Annotated in this window: 13 protein-coding genes; 1 reads left to right on the forward strand and 12 read right to left on the reverse strand. The window is 54.8% G+C overall.

From position 1 onward, the window contains the following. Positions 1 to 50: 50 nt before the first annotated feature. The 12 genes from OCH80_RS05075 to OCH80_RS05130 form a co-directional block, all read right to left on the reverse strand. A complete protein-coding gene (locus OCH80_RS05075) occupies positions 51 to 1,415 on the reverse strand; it encodes a DEAD/DEAH box helicase (RefSeq protein ID WP_404538506.1) in 1,365 nt (454 codons plus the stop codon). Continuing rightward, positions 1,408 to 2,373, reverse strand: a complete 966-nt coding sequence (locus OCH80_RS05080) for a bifunctional oligoribonuclease/PAP phosphatase NrnA (protein WP_154548158.1) — start codon at positions 2,371 to 2,373, stop codon at positions 1,408 to 1,410. The genes OCH80_RS05075 and OCH80_RS05080 overlap by 8 nt, the downstream gene beginning before the upstream one ends. Positions 2,374 to 2,457: 84 nt before the next feature. Beyond that, entirely contained in the window at positions 2,458 to 3,579 is a 1,122-nt protein-coding gene (gene dinB / locus OCH80_RS05085; protein ID WP_206989388.1) for a DNA polymerase IV, read from the reverse strand. 30 nt (positions 3,580 to 3,609) lie between these two features. Further along, positions 3,610 to 5,055: a glucose-6-phosphate dehydrogenase gene (zwf, locus tag OCH80_RS05090; RefSeq protein WP_404538510.1), complete on the reverse strand. Its 1,446-nt coding sequence runs from the start codon at positions 5,053 to 5,055 to the stop codon at positions 3,610 to 3,612. Between the two features lie 111 nt (positions 5,056 to 5,166). Then, positions 5,167 to 5,553, reverse strand: coding sequence for a preprotein translocase subunit YajC (yajC, locus tag OCH80_RS05095; protein WP_404538513.1), 387 nt, complete (start codon positions 5,551 to 5,553; stop codon positions 5,167 to 5,169). Positions 5,554 to 5,639: 86 nt separating this feature from the next. After that, positions 5,640 to 6,650 (reverse strand): Holliday junction branch migration DNA helicase RuvB, encoded by a 1,011-nt coding sequence (gene ruvB / locus OCH80_RS05100; RefSeq protein ID WP_404538516.1) that lies wholly within the window; start codon positions 6,648 to 6,650, stop codon positions 5,640 to 5,642. Between the two features lie 35 nt (positions 6,651 to 6,685). Then, entirely contained in the window at positions 6,686 to 7,294 is a 609-nt protein-coding gene (ruvA, locus tag OCH80_RS05105; protein WP_154548168.1) for a Holliday junction branch migration protein RuvA, read from the reverse strand. Between the two features lie 40 nt (positions 7,295 to 7,334). After that, on the reverse strand, positions 7,335 to 9,233 hold the full coding sequence (gene mutL, locus OCH80_RS05110) for a DNA mismatch repair endonuclease MutL (RefSeq protein WP_404538519.1): 1,899 nt from the start codon (positions 9,231 to 9,233) through the stop codon (positions 7,335 to 7,337). A gap of 7 nt (positions 9,234 to 9,240) precedes the next feature. Beyond that, complete coding sequence (mutS, locus tag OCH80_RS05115) at positions 9,241 to 11,820, reverse strand: DNA mismatch repair protein MutS (RefSeq protein ID WP_404538522.1); 2,580 nt, start codon at positions 11,818 to 11,820, stop codon at positions 9,241 to 9,243. Positions 11,821 to 11,982: 162 nt separating this feature from the next. Then, positions 11,983 to 13,602 carry a chaperonin GroEL gene (groL, locus tag OCH80_RS05120; protein WP_154548172.1) on the reverse strand — a complete coding sequence of 540 codons (1,620 nt, stop codon included), beginning with the start codon at positions 13,600 to 13,602 and terminating at the stop codon, positions 11,983 to 11,985. 21 nt (positions 13,603 to 13,623) lie between these two features. After that, positions 13,624 to 13,908 (reverse strand): co-chaperone GroES, encoded by a 285-nt coding sequence (gene groES / locus OCH80_RS05125; protein WP_206989376.1) that lies wholly within the window; start codon positions 13,906 to 13,908, stop codon positions 13,624 to 13,626. Between the two features lie 154 nt (positions 13,909 to 14,062). Next, on the reverse strand, positions 14,063 to 14,728 hold the full coding sequence (locus tag OCH80_RS05130; protein ID WP_302188057.1) for a redox-sensing transcriptional repressor Rex: 666 nt from the start codon (positions 14,726 to 14,728) through the stop codon (positions 14,063 to 14,065). Positions 14,729 to 14,935: 207 nt separating this feature from the next. Between OCH80_RS05130 and OCH80_RS05135 the strand changes: the two genes are divergently transcribed. Then, positions 14,936 to 16,855 carry an ABC-F family ATP-binding cassette domain-containing protein gene (locus tag OCH80_RS05135; protein WP_404538527.1) on the forward strand — a complete coding sequence of 640 codons (1,920 nt, stop codon included), beginning with the start codon at positions 14,936 to 14,938 and terminating at the stop codon, positions 16,853 to 16,855. The last annotated feature ends 204 nt before the right edge of the window (positions 16,856 to 17,059 follow it).

Consider the following 17,059-nt stretch of genomic DNA (forward strand, 5'->3'; position numbering starts at 1 on the left):
AGAAACATATCTTAAACGAGATTCATTTTACTACTTTAAGCGGGCAGCTGTCAACGGCCTTGCTCGCGCTTGCGCTTGCGCAGGCGCTTTTGGTGGCGCATTTCATGGCGCTGCTCCAGTTTCCGCTGCTGGCGGTTGTCTTCTTGGATGGCCTGCTTGATCTTCTTCTTGTAGCCGGGCTTTTTCTTGCGCTTGGCCTTAGCCACGATCCCCTTGGTCTGGGCATTGACTGTCCGGGTCTTGGCCGCCTTGCGGTTGTCTCTTCTGCGGTAGTGGCTTCTCGCGGTCAACTCGCCGCCCTTGATTTCAACGAAGTCAAAGTGGACGCCCATCTTTTCCAGGCCAGCCACCCGGTCCATCTCTTCTTCCCGGATCAGGGTCACGGCATGGCCTGGCAGGCCGTTGCGGCCCGTCCGGCCGATCCGGTGGATCATGAATTCCAAGTCCTTGGGAATTTCATAGTTGATGACCAGGCTGACCCCATCAATGTCGATCCCGCGGGCAGCCAGGTCGCTGGCAACCAGGTACTGGAACTGGCCGTTTCTGACTTCGCGCAAGGTCCGCTTGCGCTCGCGCTCAGTAATGCCGCCGTGGATCTTGGCCACGCGCAGGCCCTTTTCGCTCAGGTAGGCCGCCAATTCGTCCACCTTTTGCTTGGTGTTGGCAAAAACCAGGGCCAGGTATGGCTGACCCATGGTCAAGAGCTGGTAGACGATCTTCTTGCGGTCCTTTGACCCGATATCCAGCAGGTCGTTCTTGATGGTTGGGGCAATCACGGCTGGGTTGTCGATTACGATTTCCTGGGGCTTGGCCATGTACTTGCGCAGGAAATTGGCCAGCTTGACCGGGATCGTGGCTGAAAAGGCGGACATGACCACGTCCTTCGGCAGTCGGGCCGCCACCTTGTCAACGTCGCTTAAAAAGCCCATGTCCAAAGTCATGTCGGCTTCGTCGATGACGAAGTTCTTTACCCGGTCCAGGACCAGGATCTTCTTATCGGCAAAGTCCAGCAGCCGCCCTGGCGTGGCTACGATCAGCTGAGGCTTGTTTTGGGCAAACTTGGCGATCTGCCGGTCGCGGTCGCTCCCGCCGGCCAAGTGGGCAATCGAGATTGCCAGACCGGAGGCATCCCGCAACTGGCGGGCCACCTGGTAGAGCTGGTCAGCCAGCTCCCGGCTTGGCGCGGTCACGATAGCTTGCACGCATTGGTCTGCCGGATCAATGTCGTTCAAGAGCGGCAGCAGGTAGGCGTGGGTCTTGCCTGACCCAGTCGCGGCCTGGACGATCACGCTTTGGTGGTCCAGCATGACCGGGATGACCGCGCTTTGGACCTTGGTCGCCTTCTTAAAGCCGATCTTGGCCAAGCCCGCCCGCAATTCGGGGCGTAAACGAGTGTCTTCAAAAATATTAGTCATTCGGGTGTTCTTCCTTGTAGTTCTTGCATGCGTCGACCAATTCACGGTAGATCTGGTCAACTTCGGCAGCATCCTTGGCGTTGGCGCCTGAGGCCAGCTCGTGGCCGCCGCCATCGTGGCTTTCAGCCAGCTTGTGGATGAAAGGCCCCTTTGACCGGTAGTGAATCCGGTAGGTCCCATCGCCCTTTTCCACGGCCACGATCCAGGCCAGAATGCCGCGGATGCGGCCAGGACTGGACACGCAGGCGGAAGCTTCCGCCTGGCTGACGCCCAGCTGCTTTAAGTCAGCCTGGGAAATGACCGCCAAAGCCGCGCCAGTTTCCTCGTCAATCGCCAATTTGTCGATTGACAGGTTCTGAAGCTTGGCCTGACCCAGGGTAACTTCGCTGATGCTGCGGGCAATTTGGGCAGTATCGATGCCGGTTGCCTTCAAGCGCGCGGCAACTTCAAAGGTGTGGGTGGTCGTCGCGTCGTACAAAAAGCGCCCAGTGTCGCCAACGATGCCGGCGTACAGGGCCAAGGCAATTTCCTGGTTCAGCGGCAGCTTTTCCTGGTCGATGAAGTCGGCAATCAATTCGCTGGCCGCGCTGGCCGTAGGGTCAACGTATTCCATGTCAGCGTATTGGTCAACGTCTGGGTGGTGGTCAATCTTAATCAGGAAGTCGCCCATGTTGTAGCGTTTGTCGGAAACTCTTGGCGTGTTGGCCGTGTCCGTGGTGATGACCAGGGCACCTTCATAGTCACTGTCCTTGACTTCATCCATCGTATTGATCCAAGCCAGGTCGCCAACGTCGTTTTCGCCCGTGCAGAGAATGGTCTTCTCTGGGAAAGCCAGGCGCAGGGACTTGGCCAGGCCTGCTTGTGAGCCAATGGCATCAGGGTCCGGGTTGGTGTGCCGGTGCAGGATGATCGTGTCGTATTCTTTGATTTTGCCTAAAATTTCGTCAAACGTGTTCATGGGTACCTCCTATTTATTCGGCTACCTATTTTAGCAAAAAAAGCCGGCTCGCGCTATTTTCAAAGCTAAACTGCCACTTTTTTCTCATTCGTCAGTTGGAAAAAGGGAAATCTCTTCATACCGCGCTCCAGACAGGTCGCCCCCGGAAACCCCCAGCAAGCGGAGGCCATTTTCGATAAACTCCGGCTCCCGGTCCAGCAGCTCCTTCGCCACTGGATAAAAGTCCGCCGCCTTGTTGCTTGCCGCTGGCAGCTGCTGGCGTCTGGTAATGGTATTGAAATCCCGGTCGCGCAATTTTAAGACCAGAACCCGCGCCACTAGTCCCCGCGCCTGCAGGCTTTGAGCAATCTCGCCGCAATACTGGCGCAGCAAGGTCTGGGCCTGGACTGGATCATAGATTTCCGGCTCAAAAGTCCGCTCCTTGCCCAAGGACTTGCGCTGGCGCGTGGATCTGACCGGCGAGAGGTCAATGCCATAGGCCTGCATGGCCATATAGTAGCCCGCCTTCTTGAACTTCTCCAGCAGCTTTCTGGTCCCAAAAGCCCGCAGGTCAGCGCCGTTGTTGATGCCTAAGTCCCGCAAGGCGGCCTGGGTCTTCTTGCCAATGCCCGGAAACTCCTTGATGTCCTGCTTGGCCAAAAAAGCGCGCGCCTCTTGCGGCAGAATCACGGTGCGGCCAAACGGCTTGGCGTACTCTGACCCCATCTTGGCCAGAAACTTGTTGTAGCTGGCCCCAAAAGAGCATGTCAGCTGCAGCTCGGCATAGATTTTCTGCTGCATATAGCAGCCCAATTCAATTACTGAGCTTCGCTGCAGCTTGTTCTGGGTCACGTCCAGATATGCTTCATCCAAGGCCACCGTTTCAATCTGGTCAGTCACTTCGTGCATGATGGCATGGACTTGGTCGGAAACGGCATGGTACTTGGCAAAATCCGGGTCGACAAAGACCAGCTCTTCTTTTGGAATCTGCTGGATGGCCTTGATGGCCGGCATGGCGCTGCCAACCCCGTATTTCCGCGCCCGGTAATTAGCCGTCGCGATCACCCCGTGCCCGCCATGCAGACGGGGGTCTTGGGCAATCACGACGGCCTTGCCGCGCAATTCCGGATGATCCCGCATTTCCACTGAGGCATAGAAGGCATCCATGTCCAAATGGATGATCCGCCGCGAACAGTCATTTCGCGGCAGCAGGTCTTCATCTTTCATTTCGTCTCTTCGTATTTATTTTTTCATCAATCAGTAGATCCAGCGGTCGGTTGGATTAGCAAAAACCTGCTTGGATTCAGCTGGTCCCATCTTGTACGGGGCATAAGTCAGCGGCTTTTGGCCGCTTTCGTTCTGCTTCTGCCAAGCATCTTCAACGGCGTCCACGAATTCCCAGTAGCGCTTGAGCTCCTTCCACTTGGTGAAGTTGGTGGAGTCGTTGACGAAAACGTCGTGGATCAAGCGCTCATAGCCATCTGGGACTTGGGCCTGCTCTTCCGGACTGAACTTGTAGGCCAGGCGTTCGCGGCGCAAGCCCCCGCCCTGGATGGTCTTGCCGTTGATAGTGAGATAGATTTCGCTGGCCGGGTCGACTTCAATGGTAATGCTGTTTTCGCCGGTTTCGCCGTAAATGCCGGCCATGTCCTTCAAGACGATGTCGATTCTGGTCCGCTTTTCCTTCATTTCCTTGCCAGTCCGGAAGTAGATCGGGACTCCGGCAAGTGGCCCCTGGTCAAATTTCACCCGGCCGGCCACGAAGGTCTCAGTCTTGGATTCAGGATCAACGTTGGGCTCGCTGGTGTAGGCAAAAGTAGTCTCGGTGCCGCCGTACTGGCCGCGGACAAAACCGGCCGCGACTTCCGCCTCATCAGGAATTTCCAAAGAATCCAGCAGGGCTTCCTTAGCCGCGTGAATGTCAGTGTCAGCCAGGCTGGCTGGTTCTGGCATGGCCAAAAGGGTGATGATCTGGAAGATGTGGTTCTGCACCATGTCGCGCATGGCACCAGAAGCATCGTAGTAGCCGCCCCGCGCTTCAACGCCAAGGCGCTCAGCCAGGGTCACCTGGATGTTCTTGATGCAATCCTTGTTCCAGATGCTCTTGATCATTGGATTGCTCAGCCGCAAAGGCAGGATGTTCTGCACCATTTCCTTGCCCAGATAGTGGTCAATCCGGAAAACCTGCTCTTCATCAAAGGAGCCGTTGATCTGCTTGTTCAAGACTTCCGCCGTCTCCAGGCTGGTCCCGAATGGCTTTTCAACCACCAGGCGGTTGAAGCCGCTGCCCGTCAGCTTCTGGTCGGCAATGTGCTCCGCGATCGTGCCAAAGAAGCTTGGCGCCATGGCCATGTAGAAGATGCGGTTGCCTTGGCAGGAGTAGCGCTCATCCAGCTCTTGGGCCAGCTTCTTCAAGGTCACGTAGTGCTCAACGTTGGTCACGTCGTGTGACTGGTAGTAGAAGTGGCTGGCAAAGGCTTCCAGGTCAGTTTCATCGACCTCCCCGTAGGTCTCATGCACCGCGTCGGCAACCTGCCCGCGCAGGTATTCATGCGACCAAGGCCGCCGCGCCGTTCCGATCACGGCAAAATTGTCGTGAATCAAGCCGCTGCGGTAAAGGTTAAACAAGGCGGGATAGATCTTCCGGTGGGCCAGATCCCCGCTGCCGCCAAAAATAATCATCACTGTTGGAATATTGTTCATTTTGTACCCCTTAGAATAACTATTGTTTCAACTGCTTTTATTTTAGCAAGTTCCAGACACGAAAAAAAACAAAACGTTGCGAAAAAACGTTTTGTTTTTAAAATTGCTTGTTTACTTTTCGTCAGTTGAGTCAGCTTCTTGGCCGTCTGCTTCTGCAGGCTTTTCGGCTACTGGCTTGGCGTCTTCAGCTGAAGCCTTCTTCAAGACGGTTCTGACTGCCAGGCGGGAGAAGGTCAAGTAGATCCCATCCGCGTCCAAAACGACCGTCTTGTCTTCATCGTTGATCGAGTCGATCTTGCCGTGCAGGCCGTCAACCATTTCGACCTGGTCGCCCTTTTGCAGCTTGTTCATCATTTCCTGACGTTCTCGCTGCTGCTTCTTTTGCGGCTTAATCATGGTGAAGTAGGTAAAACCGAACAAAACCACCAAAATAATGATCATGAACAGCTGGCTGCCAGCACCGTTGCCAGCTTGCGCAGCTAATGCGAAAGTATTCAATATAGTCCACCTCATAAATAAATCTTTGTTTTTTGAACGATAACATCAATTATACTGTATCGCTAATTTTTTTGCAGTATTTACGCCTATTCTTCGCCAGGAAGCGGCAGATTGAGCTGCCGGTAGGCCTTGTCGGTCACCACGCGTCCCCGGGGCGTCATGACGATGAAGCCTTTTTGCAGCAGATATGGCTCATACAAAGACTCAATCGTTTCCCGGTCTTCCCCAATATTGGAAGCCAGGGTCCTGATGCCGACCGGGCCGCCGCCATAGCTCATGATCATGGTCAGCAAGAGCTTGCGGTCAGTCTGGTCCAGCCCGGCGCTATCCACTTGCAGCTGGTGCAGGGCCTGGGCCGTGGTTGCCAGGGAGATCTCGCTTTCGCCCTTGACCTCGGCAAAGTCGCGGACCCGCTTGAGCAGGCGGTTGGCCACCCGGGGCGTTCCCCGGGACCGGCGGGCCAGTTCATGGGCGGCTTCTGGCGAGATCTTGGTGTGGAAGACCGCGCTTGAGCGCAGGACGATATCCTCCAGATCCTTGACCTCATAATACTGCATGTGCTCCACGATCCCAAAGCGGTCGCGCAAAGGTGCGGACAGCTGGCCGGCCAAAGTCGTGGCCCCGATCAAGGTGAAAGGCGGCAAAGGCAGGTGCACCGCGTGCGTCGTCTGCCCCTCCCCAACCACGATATCGACATAGTAGTCTTCCATCGCGGAATAAAGGACCTCTTCCACCGGCTTGGCCAGGCGGTGGATTTCGTCGATAAACAGGACATCCCCGGGATCCAGGTCTGACAAGAGAGCCACCAGGTCCCCGGCTCTTTCAATGGCCGGACCGCTGATGCTCTTGAGCTTGACGCCCAGTTCATTGGCGATGACAAACGCCATGGTCGTCTTCCCCAAGCCAGGCGGGCCGTAAAGCAGGACATGGTCCAGGGCCTCGTCGCGCTGCTTGGCGGCCTTGATATAGATCTCCATGTCTTTTTTGACCCTGGTCTGCCCAATGTACTGGGACAGGTATTGGGGTCTCAAGGACAATTCCATCGCTTCTTCCCCTGGACCCGCGGTCTCCTGGGAAGTGATGTGTTCATCCGTCATTCAATCTCTCCTTTTCCTACTGCGCTAATTGCCAGCTAGGCCTTCTTCAAAAGCAGGGCCAGACCCTTTCTGGTGTAGTCGTCAGCCGACAGGCCAGTCAGCTTGGCCAATTTAGGCGTGATCCGGTCAAGCTCTTTTTGGGTGTAGCCCAAAGCCGCCAAGGCCAGCAAGGCATCGTGCAGCTCGGGCGTGACCGCTTCAGCTGCTTTTGGCTGGTCTTCATACTCATTGAAGAGGTTCTCGCCAACATATGCCCCCATCTTGCCCTTTAAGTCCAGGACGATTTGGGAGGCCGTCTTCTTGCCAATGCCCGGGAAGCGGGTCAGATACTTGACTTCCCCGTTCTCAATCGCTGATGCCAAGGCGCCGTTGTCTTGGGCCGCCATAATGGCCAAAGCCGACTTGGGCCCAATGCCGGAAACCTGGTTGAGCTTCATAAACAAGCCCTTGTCCTGCTGGCTGCGAAAGCCATACAGGGTAATGCCGGTGTCGCGGACGACCTGCTCGACCCATACCCGGGCCTTGTCGCCTTCATGGTAAGCGTAAGGAACGGGACTGTAGATCTTATAGCCAATTCCGCCCGCTTCCAGGACGATATAGCCAGGCGTGATCAGGGTCACGACTCCATCAAAATATTCATACATCTGCTTTTATCCTCAGTCTTTAATCTGCTTTGTCTCTGCTTTACTTGTTGAACAGCTTGCGCAGGTCATTGGCACTCAGGCGCACGACCGCGGTTCTGCCGCTGGCGTCCTGGTAAGGATTTGAGGCCTTGCGCAGGGCAGCGAGCAGCTGGCTGGCCTCGGCATTGGTCAAATTGACCCGCCGGCCCGCGTTGATTTCAGCTGCCTGGGCGGCAATCGCCTTCAGCAGCTTCTCCCCGGTCATCTGCCGGCCATTCAAGAAGATGTCCAGCAAGCCGCGGACTTCGCTTTCCAGATCGCCAGTCAGCCAGGTTGGATAAGTCCGCATGACCAGGGAATTTTGCCCGAAGTCTTCCAGGTGCAGGCCGATCTTGTCCAGCAGCGGCAAGGCATCCAGCAGGCGCTCGTAGTCCAGGCTGCCAAAATCAAAGACCAAGGGCTCCAGCAGCCCTTGCTGGTAGTTGGTCTCCTGGGTCAGGCTGCCCATGATCTCGTCATAATCCAAGCGCCGGCGGGCAGCCAGCTGGTCAACCAGATACAAGTCGCCTTCATGGGCGGCCACTAGACAGCCATTGATCTGCCCCAGCAGCGTCAAGGCCGGCATATTGTTGGCCAGAACCTTGTCCGCGGGAGCGATGACTGCTTCCCCGCTGACGTCCTCTTCAAAAGGCTTAAGCTGCTGCTGGGCCAACACGTTGGCGTCCCAGGTCTTGGTCAGGACATACTGGTCGTCTTCTCTGACCTGGTTTAAATCAACGTATTCGGCTTTTCGCGCCTTGACCGCTTTTTTCTCCGGCGCTGGCACTTTAGCCGGCTCGCTGACTGCCAGGTCATCCTGCAAGGAAAAGGTGTCCGGCCGCCGGGTATCGACTACCTTTTGGTTCAGGTTGAATTCCAGCTGCTCTTGCTGGGTGGAATTTTTGTACGGAGTCAGGCGGAAAAGGGGATCCTCCTCCCCTGCCAGCAAGGCGTCAGTCACCGCGCTCGTCAGCAGACGGCTGAGTTCCTTTTCCTTGGACAAGCGGACCTCTTCCTTGGTCGGGTGGACGTTGACGTCGACCAAGAGCGGATCGGCCTCAATCGCGACGACCGCGATCGGGTACTTCTTGCCGGAAAGCTTGGTCCCGTAGCCGTCCAGCAGGGCTGAGGCCAGGGCATAGTTCTTAATGTAGCGGCCATTCAGCAGAATGGAGATAAAGTTCCGGCTGGATCTGGACAATTCCGGCTTGGAAACCAGGCCGTAAACCGTGAAGTCGGGGTCTTCGCTTTCAATCTTGACCATCTGCTCAGCAACTTTGCGCCCGTAAATGTTGGCCACATCCTGCTGGAGGTTGCCGTTGCCGGAAGTGCGCAAAAGCACCTTGCCTTCGCTGGTCAAAGTCAGGCTGATTTCAGGGTGGCCCAAGGCGATCCGGTTGACGATGTCGACAATCTTCATGAGCTCCGTTCTGGGGCTCTTCAAGTACTTCAATCTGGCTGGCGTATTGTAAAACAGGTCGCGGACCGTAATCTTGCTCCCCTTGGCGCTGCCCGCGTCTTCTTGGAAAGTCTTGGCCCCGCCGGCAAAGCCGGCTCTGGTGCCCAATTGTCCGTCCGTTGACGTCAGAATCTCCACGTGGGCAACGGCGGCAATTGAGGCCAGGGCTTCGCCTCTAAAGCCCAAGGTCGCGATATTGAACAGGTCATGCTCATTGGCAATCTTGCTGGTGGCGTGGCGCATAAAAGCCAAGTCAATCTGGTCAGGCGCGATCCCTGTCCCGTTGTCCTGGACGGCGACTTCCAATAGTCCGGACTTCTTGACTTCCACCCTGATCCGCGTGGCTTGGGCATCGATGGCGTTTTCCACCAGCTCCTTGACCACGCTGGCCGGCCGCTCGATGACTTCGCCGGCCGCAATCTGGTTGGTCAGGTTTTCGGATAGTTCATGAATCTTGGCCATAGTCTGCTCAGCCCTCATCCTTTAATTTCTTCTGCCAGTCAGCCACCAGCTGCATGACTTCCAGCGGGGTCTGCTCATTCAAGTCCACCTGGCTGATCTCATCCAGCAGATCCTGGCGGCTTTCCGCCAGTGGATCCGGCTCGCTGACCTCTGGAGCTGGGGCAAACAGGCTCAGCTGCTCAGCCACTGGCTCATTGATCTCCCCTGCTCCTTGGGCCTCCAGGCGTTTAAGCATGGTAGAGGCGTCCCGCAGCACCTTCTTGGGCAGACCAGCCAGCTTGGCCACGTGAATCCCGTAAGACTGGTCGGCTGGGCCGGGCAGGATCTTGTGCAGGAAGATCAGCTTGCCATTTTCTTCCGTGGCCCCAACGTGAATGTTCTTCAAGTGCGGCAAAGTCTGGTCCAGGTCGGTCAGCTCATGGTAGTGGGTGGCAAACAGGGTCTTGGCCCCAACCTTGTCATGCAGGTACTTGATGATCGCGCCGGCCAGGGCCATCCCGTCGTAAGTGGCGGTCCCGCGGCCAATTTCGTCAAACAGGATCAAGGACCTTGGCGTCGCGCGCTGCAAGGCTTCATTGGCCTCGCTCATTTCAACCATAAAGGTGCTCTTGCCGGAATACAGGTCGTCAGCGGCACCAATTCTGGTAAAGATCTGGTCAAAAATCGGCAATTGGGCCGAATCAGCCGGCACGAAGGAGCCGACTTGGGCCATAATGGCAATCAAAGCGGCTTGGCGCATGTAGGTGCTCTTGCCGGACATGTTCGGGCCGGTAATCAAGTAGATGCTGGTATCCTCATCCATCTCCAGGTCGTTGGGGATATAGTTGCCGGCGCCCAGAACGTTTTCAACGACCGGGTGGCGGCCGTTCTTGACTTCAAGGTCCTGCCGGTCCACGAAGACTGGCCGGCAGTAGTTCTTCTCTTCTGCTACCTTGGCAAAAGCCACGCAGACGTCCAAAGCAGCCAGCTGGCGGCCCAAGGTCTGCAGCTGCGGAATATGCTGCTTGATCGCGTCGCGCAGCTGAACGAACAATTCATGCTCCAGGTCCGTTGACCGGCTTTCCGCTTCCAGGATCAGGCTTTCATGCTCCTTCAATTCCGGCGTGATGTAGCGCTCGGCGTTGGTCAGGGTCTGCTTTCTCGTGTAGCGGTCTTGCGGCACCTTGGAGACGTTGCCCTTGGAGACTTGGATGAAGTAGCCAAAGACCCGGTTGTAGCCGATCTTCAAGTTGTCGATGCCGGTCCGCTGCCGCTCAGCCAGCTCTTCTTGGGCCAGCCACTGCTTGCCGCCGTTCATGACCTCACGGTACTTGTCCAGCTCCTCGCTGACGCCGGCCTTGATAATGCCGCCATCAGTGCTGGAAACCGGCGGGTCATCGACGATCGTGTTCTGAATGGTCTCCGCGATTTCACCCAAAGGATCGATTGCCTGCCCATAGCTGGCCAAGACCTCATTGCCTGACTCGCTCAAGGCCTGGAGAATGGCCGGGACGGCATTTAAGGTCCGGGACAGCTGCAGCAATTCGCGCGGGTTGACGCTGCCAAAAGCAATCCGCCCGCTGAGCCGCTCCAGGTCATAGACGCCCTTCAAGGCATCGACGATATTTTCCCGGCTGAAGTATTCATCCAGCAGGGCCTGGACCAAGTCTTGCCGGCGCTTGATCTTCTCTTGGCTCAAGAGCGGCCGGCTCAGCCACTGCTTAAGCAGGCGGCCGCCCATGGCGGTACTGGTCTTATCCAGGACCCAGAACAAGGAGCCCTGCTTTTTGCCGGTCGTGGCTGACTCGGTCAATTCCAGATTCCGCTGGACGGTGTTGGACATCTGCAGGTACTGGCCGACTTCAAAGCTTTCAGCTGCCTGCAAATGGGCCAGGCTCCGCTTCTGGGTTGCCAAAAGGTAGACCACTAGCTGCCTGGTCGCGGCTCTTTCCAGGGAGTCGGTCAGATTCTGCTCAGCATAAGAAATTTCAGCATGCTCCCCAGCAAGCTCTGCCGGCACGGAGATGGTAATGTTGGACTTTTGCAGGCTTTCGCGTTCATCCTGCTTCATCTGCCCGTCAAAAACCACTTCCCTGGTTCTTAAGGACAGGAGCTCATTGAAAACCTCAGCGAACCGCTTGACGTGGGTGGCAAAAATCTCCCCCGTGGACAAGTCGCTGTAAGCCAGGCCATAGCCGCTCTTCTTGGCAATGACGCTGGTCAAGTAGTTGGCTTCTGCCCCGTCTTCCGGGCCTGAAGCCATGCGCGTCCCAGGCGTGACCAGCTGGATAATCCCCCGCTTGACCATTCCCTGGGCCTTCTTGGGGTCTTCCAGCTGCTCACAGATCGCCACCTTGTAGCCCTTTTCGACCAGGGTGTTGACGTAGGAGTCAACGGCCATGTGCGGCACCCCAGCCATTGGGATCGGATTGGCTGACTTATTGGACCGGTGGGTCAGGGTCAGCTCCAGAATCTGCGAGCCCTTGACCGCGTCGTCTTCATACAATTCGTAAAAGTCCCCGACCCGGTAGAAGAGAAAGGCATCCGGGTACTGTTCCTTGATTTTGTAGTATTGCTCCATCATTGGAGTCGTGGCTTTCTTTGGCATTAAAGATCTCCCTCACGTAATTCAGTTGCCTTCTATTATACATTATTTTTCCAAACAAACGTTTATCCCGCCAACAGCAAATCCAAAAACGACAAAAAGAGCCTAGCCCAGGGCTAAGCTCTTCTTGCAGTAATTCTTTGTCTTGTTGTCTTTTCAGTCAGTTTACATCATCCCTGGTTGAGCGCCAGCGGCAGGAGCTTCTGGCTTGTCTTCTGGGATTTCAGCCACGACAGCTTCAGTGGTCAAAAGCAGGCTGGCAATTGAAGCAGCGTTTTGCAAAGCTGAACGGGTAACCTTGGTTGGGTCGATGATCCCTTCGTCAATCATGTTGACGTATTCGTCATTTGCAGCGTTGTAGCCGACTTCTGGGTCAACGTGACGCAGGTGTTCAACGACGACTGAGCCGTCCTTGCCGGCGTTTTGGGCAATTTGACGAACAGGAGCGGTCAAAGCCTTCAAAACGATGTTGATCCCGGTTTGTTCGTCTGGGGTCTCACCCTTGACTTCGCTTACGGCCTTTTCAACGTTGACCAAAGCAGTACCACCACCGGCTACGTAGCCTTCGTCAACGGCCGCGCGGGTAGCGTTCAAGGCGTCTTCAACCCGGTAGCGGCGTTCCTTCAATTCAGTTTCAGTTGCGGCACCAACGTGAATGACTGCTACACCGCCGACCAATTTAGCCAAGCGTTCTTGCAGCTTCTTCTTGTCGAAGTCGGAAGTAGTAACTTCGATTTGCTTTCTAATGGTGTCAACGCGTTCTTGGATGGCTTCCTTTGAGCCTGAGCCGTCAACGATCGTGGTTGAGTCCTTAGTAACCGTTACGCGGCGGGCTTGACCCAATTGTTCAAGCTTGGTGTCCTTGAGTTCCAGGCCAAGGTCGTCTGAGATGACCGTACCGCCAGTCAAGGCAGCGATGTCAGCCAGTTGTTCCTTGCGGCGGTCGCCAAAGCCAGGAGCCTTAACGGCAACGACGTTGAAGGTCCCGCGGATCTTGTTCAAGACCAAGGTTGGCAAAGCTTCGCCAGTTACGTCGTCAGCAATGATCAAGAGGGCACGGCCTTGTTGAACGATGCCTTGCAGCAATGGCAGAATGTCTTGGACATTGGAGATCTTCTTGTCAGTAATCAAGATGTATGGGTTTTCCAAGTCGGCTTCCATCTTGTCGTTGTCAGTTACCATGTATTGTGACAGGTAGCCGCGGTCGAATTGCATCCCTTCAACGACGCTCAATTCAGTTTCAATCCCGCGGGAGTCTTCGATGGTGATGACGCCGTCGTTGCCGACCTTTTCCATGGCGTCAGCGATCAGGTTGCCGACTTCGCTTGAAGCACTTGAAATAGAAGCAACTTGGGCAATTTGGTCCCGGCTGGAAACTTCGTGGCTGTTCTTGTGCAATTCGTCTACGGCAGCCTTGGTGGCCTTTTCAATCCCGCGGCGGATGCCAACTGGGTTAGCCCCGGCAACGACGTTCTTCATGCCTTCTTGAACGATTGCTTGGGTCAAAACCGTAGCCGTCGTCGTACCGTCACCGGCGATGTCGTTGGTCTTTGAAGCAGCTTCCGCAACCAGCTTGGCGCCCATGTTTTCGTAGTGGTCTTTCAATTCAATGGCCTTGGCGATGGTTACGCCGTCATTGGTGATGGTTGGGTTGCCGTAGCTTTGTTCCAAAACTACGTTTCTGCCCTTAGGCCCCAAAGTGGTCTTAACCGTGTTGGCCAGCTTGTCAACCCCGTTTAAAAGTGAACGTCTTGCGTCTTCTGAAAACTTAATGTCTTTTGCCATCTTTTATCTGCACTCCTTAAATTACTTAACGATTGCCAAAATGTCTTTTTCGTGCAATACCAAGTATTCTTGGCCTTCATACTTAACCTTGGTGCCAGAGTACTTGTCGTATACGACTTCATCGCCCTCTTGGACGGTCATAGGAAGCTTGCTGCCGTTTTCAGCATAAGCGCCAGCACCTACGGCAACAACCTTGCCTTGGGTTGGCTTTTCCTTAGCGTTGGAAGCAAGTACGATGCCACCAACGGTTTGTTCTTCTTCTTTCTTAACTTCAACGATCACGCGATCTCCAATTGGTTGTAACACGTTTGTCCCTCCTGAAATAATAGTCTTAATCAAAGTGTTTAGCACTCTTGTTTTCCAAGTGCTAACTTACAAGTATGATAATAAGCCCTTTTTGCAAAGAATGCAAGAAAAAAATAGCACTTTTTAGCTTCGAGTGCTAAAAAGTGTCATTTGCCTATTTATTTTGCTCATTTTCAGCCTGTTTTTCGGCCAGCTGGTCGGAGTCAAGGAAGTAGATCAAAGTCTGCAGCTCCGTAGCCAGGTCCACGTTCTGGACCCGCACGCCGCTTGGCGCAGACAAACGGATCGGGGTAAAGTTCATGATCCCCTTGATGCCAGCTTCAATCATTTCATCCGCCGTCTTTTGAGCCGTGGACTGGGGAACGGTCAGGATCGCGATGCGGATCTGCTGGTCAGCAATCTGCTTCTTCATTTCCTCCATGGAGTAGACCGGCACGCCCTGCATGATCTTGCCGGTAATCTCGGGGTTGATGTCGAAGGCACAGGAAATTCTGATATTGTTGCTGCGCTTGAAGTTGTAGTTCAACAGGGCATGGCCCAGATTGCCGACCCCGACCAGGGCCACGTTGGTCAAGGTGTCCTGGTTCAGAATCTTCTTGAAAAAGCTCAGCAGGTTCTTGACGTCATAGCCATAGCCCCGCTTGCCCAAGGCCCCAAAGTAGGAAAAGTCGCGCCGAATGGAGGCGCTGTCTACCTGCACTGCTTCCGCCAGTTCAGTTGAGGAAACCTTGTCTTTGCCTTCATCATTTAAGAGCAGCAAGTAGCGGTAGTAGAGCGGCAAGCGTTTTGCCGTAGCCTTGGGAATCTTAATTTTGCTCATAAAAAGCCTCCCATTTCATTTGTCTTGTGAATGTGAATCTCTAATCAATCACTTATTATAATAATAGTTTTTCCCGTCAGTTGACAAGATGCAATTTCACAATATTTGCTTTTACGCAAAAAATAGGACTTTTTTCACAAAATAAAATTCAATCTTTTTCCTTTATAATCCTACTGTATGATAGAATGTGACAAGGTGAAAAAAGATATGATAATTGCACAAGGACATGACTTGGAGCAGCGCTTTGGCGCGACTCCATTATTCAGCAACGTAAACTTTACAATTGAAAACAACGCCCGGATCGGCCTGGTCGGCCCCAACGGGGTCGGCAAGACCACCCTGCTCAAGATCATGACCGGCAAGCAGGAAGCGACCCACGGCGAATTTACGGTCAACAAGGGAATTGAGCTGGGCTATATTGCCCAGGAGCACGACTTTGACGAGTCAAAGTCCATCTGGGATGAAATGATTACGGTCTTCCAGCCCCTGATTGACCAAGGCAAGCAGCTGGAGCAGCTGCAGTACGCGGTCGCTGACCATCCAGAAGACCAGGACCTGCTCAAGAAGCTTGACCAGGCCCAATTCAGTTTTGAACAAGCCGGCGGATATACCTACCAAGCCGAAATGAAGTCCATGCTCAACGGCTTCAACTTCCCGCAGGCTGCTTGGCAAAAGCAGATTGCCAGCCTGTCTGGCGGGGAAAAGACCCGCTTGAGCTTCGTCAAGCTCCTGCTTAAGAAGCCGCCCTTGCTGCTTTTGGACGAACCGACCAACTACCTGGACCTGGACACCCTGGACTGGCTGGAAGCCTTCTTGAAGAACTATCCCGGCGCCATCGTCACGGTCTCCCACGACCAGTACTTCCTGGACCACCTGGCCACGCAGATCTTTGAGCTGAACCACGGGGCTTTGACCATTTTCAAGGGCAACTACAGCCAATACCTGGCCCAGCGCGAGCTGCGCGACCAGCAGCAGGAAGCCGCCTTTGAGAAGCAGCAGGAGGAAATCAAGCGCCAGGAAGAGTTCATTCAAAAGAACATCGTCAGAGCCTCCACGACCAAGCAGGCCCAAAGCCGCCGCAAGGCCCTGGAGAAGATGGACCTGATTGACCCGCCTAAGCATTCCGGCAAGGTCCGGATCAGCTTCAAGAGCGCCAGACCATCCGGCAAGGAGGTCTTGATTCTCAAGGACCTGACCATCGGCTACCCTGACAAGGTGATGCTGCGCGACATCGACTTCCAGATCAACAAGGGCGACCGGGTCGCGGTGATTGGGCCCAACGGGATTGGCAAGTCCACCCTGCTGAAGACGGTCGTCAAGCAGCTAGAGCCAAAAGGCGGCTCCATCAAGTACGGGGCCAGCCTGGACATTGGCTACTATGACCAGGAACTGCAGGGGCTGGACTACTCCAAGACGGTCATCGACACCATCTGGGACAAGCACCGGGACATGGATGAAAAAGATATCCGCTCCATCCTGGCCTCCTTCCTGTTCACGGCCAAGGACATCGACAAGAAGGTCAGCCAGCTTTCCGGCGGGCAAAGAGCCCGGCTGACCTTGACCGTCCTGTCAATGGAGCACGACAACTTCCTTTTGATGGACGAGCCAACCAACCACTTGGACATCGAGGCCAAGGAAGTCCTGGAGAAGGCGCTGGCCAGCTATGACGGCACCCTCCTCTTCGTCTCCCACGACCGCTACTTTATCAACCAGCTGGCCAACAAGATCGTTGCTGTCCGGGACGGCCACGCCAAGATCTATGAGGGCAACTACTCCTACTATCTGGATGAGAAGGCCAAGCAGGCCCAAGCCGAAGCAGAAAAGGCGCCAGCAGCCCCCCAGTCGCCGGTCAAGACCAGCGACAGCAAGCTCTCCTACCAGGAGCAGAAGAAGCGGGATTCAGAAAAGCGGAAGCTCCAGCGCCTGGTCGACCAGGCTGAACAGCAATTGGCCGAATTGGAAGCCAAGGAAGCCGACATCCAGCAACAGATGGCTGATCCAGCCATCGCCGCTGACTTCTCCAAGCTTGGCCCCCTGCAGGAAGACCTGACCGCGGTCCAGGAGGAATTGGAAAAGGTCAGCGCCCAATGGGAAGAAAATTCCCTGAAGCTGGAAGATTTTGCTTAATTGCTCATTTCCCATAAATTACTACTCAAAGTGCTCTATCAGTTGATATATCAACTGATAGAAGAATTCGCTGAGTTTAAGTTACAACTCAAAAAATAATATCTTAAACTTTGAAAAAGGCCGTAATAGTAGGCTTCTTAGACATTGAGTTGTAAGATCCTGGGAAATTAGCATTAATTTGTTCTTTTGGCTTACAATAAACAG

The organism is Lactobacillus sp. 23-2 (assembly GCF_044902225.1).
GTDB classification, from domain to species: domain Bacteria; phylum Bacillota; class Bacilli; order Lactobacillales; family Lactobacillaceae; genus Lactobacillus; species Lactobacillus absianus.

Excerpts from the sequence above, each read along its gene's own strand:
- OCH80_RS05075 (WP_404538506.1), bottom strand. The coding sequence starts at position 1,415 with ATGACTAATATTTTTGAAGACACTCGTTTACGCCCCGAATTGCGGGCG.
- OCH80_RS05135 (WP_404538527.1), top strand. The coding sequence starts at position 14,936 with ATGATAATTGCACAAGGACATGACTTGGAGCAGCGCTTTGGCGCGACT.
- mutS (WP_404538522.1), bottom strand. The coding sequence starts at position 11,820 with ATGCCAAAGAAAGCCACGACTCCAATGATGGAGCAATACTACAAAATC.
- ruvA (WP_154548168.1), bottom strand. The coding sequence starts at position 7,294 with ATGTATGAATATTTTGATGGAGTCGTGACCCTGATCACGCCTGGCTAT.
- zwf (WP_404538510.1), bottom strand. The coding sequence starts at position 5,055 with ATGAACAATATTCCAACAGTGATGATTATTTTTGGCGGCAGCGGGGAT.
- mutL (WP_404538519.1), bottom strand. The coding sequence starts at position 9,233 with ATGGCCAAGATTCATGAACTATCCGAAAACCTGACCAACCAGATTGCG.
- dinB (WP_206989388.1), bottom strand. The coding sequence starts at position 3,579 with ATGAAAGATGAAGACCTGCTGCCGCGAAATGACTGTTCGCGGCGGATC.
- groL (WP_154548172.1), bottom strand. The coding sequence starts at position 13,602 with ATGGCAAAAGACATTAAGTTTTCAGAAGACGCAAGACGTTCACTTTTA.
- ruvB (WP_404538516.1), bottom strand. The coding sequence starts at position 6,650 with ATGACGGATGAACACATCACTTCCCAGGAGACCGCGGGTCCAGGGGAA.
- OCH80_RS05130 (WP_302188057.1), bottom strand. The coding sequence starts at position 14,728 with ATGAGCAAAATTAAGATTCCCAAGGCTACGGCAAAACGCTTGCCGCTC.
- OCH80_RS05080 (WP_154548158.1), bottom strand. The coding sequence starts at position 2,373 with ATGAACACGTTTGACGAAATTTTAGGCAAAATCAAAGAATACGACACG.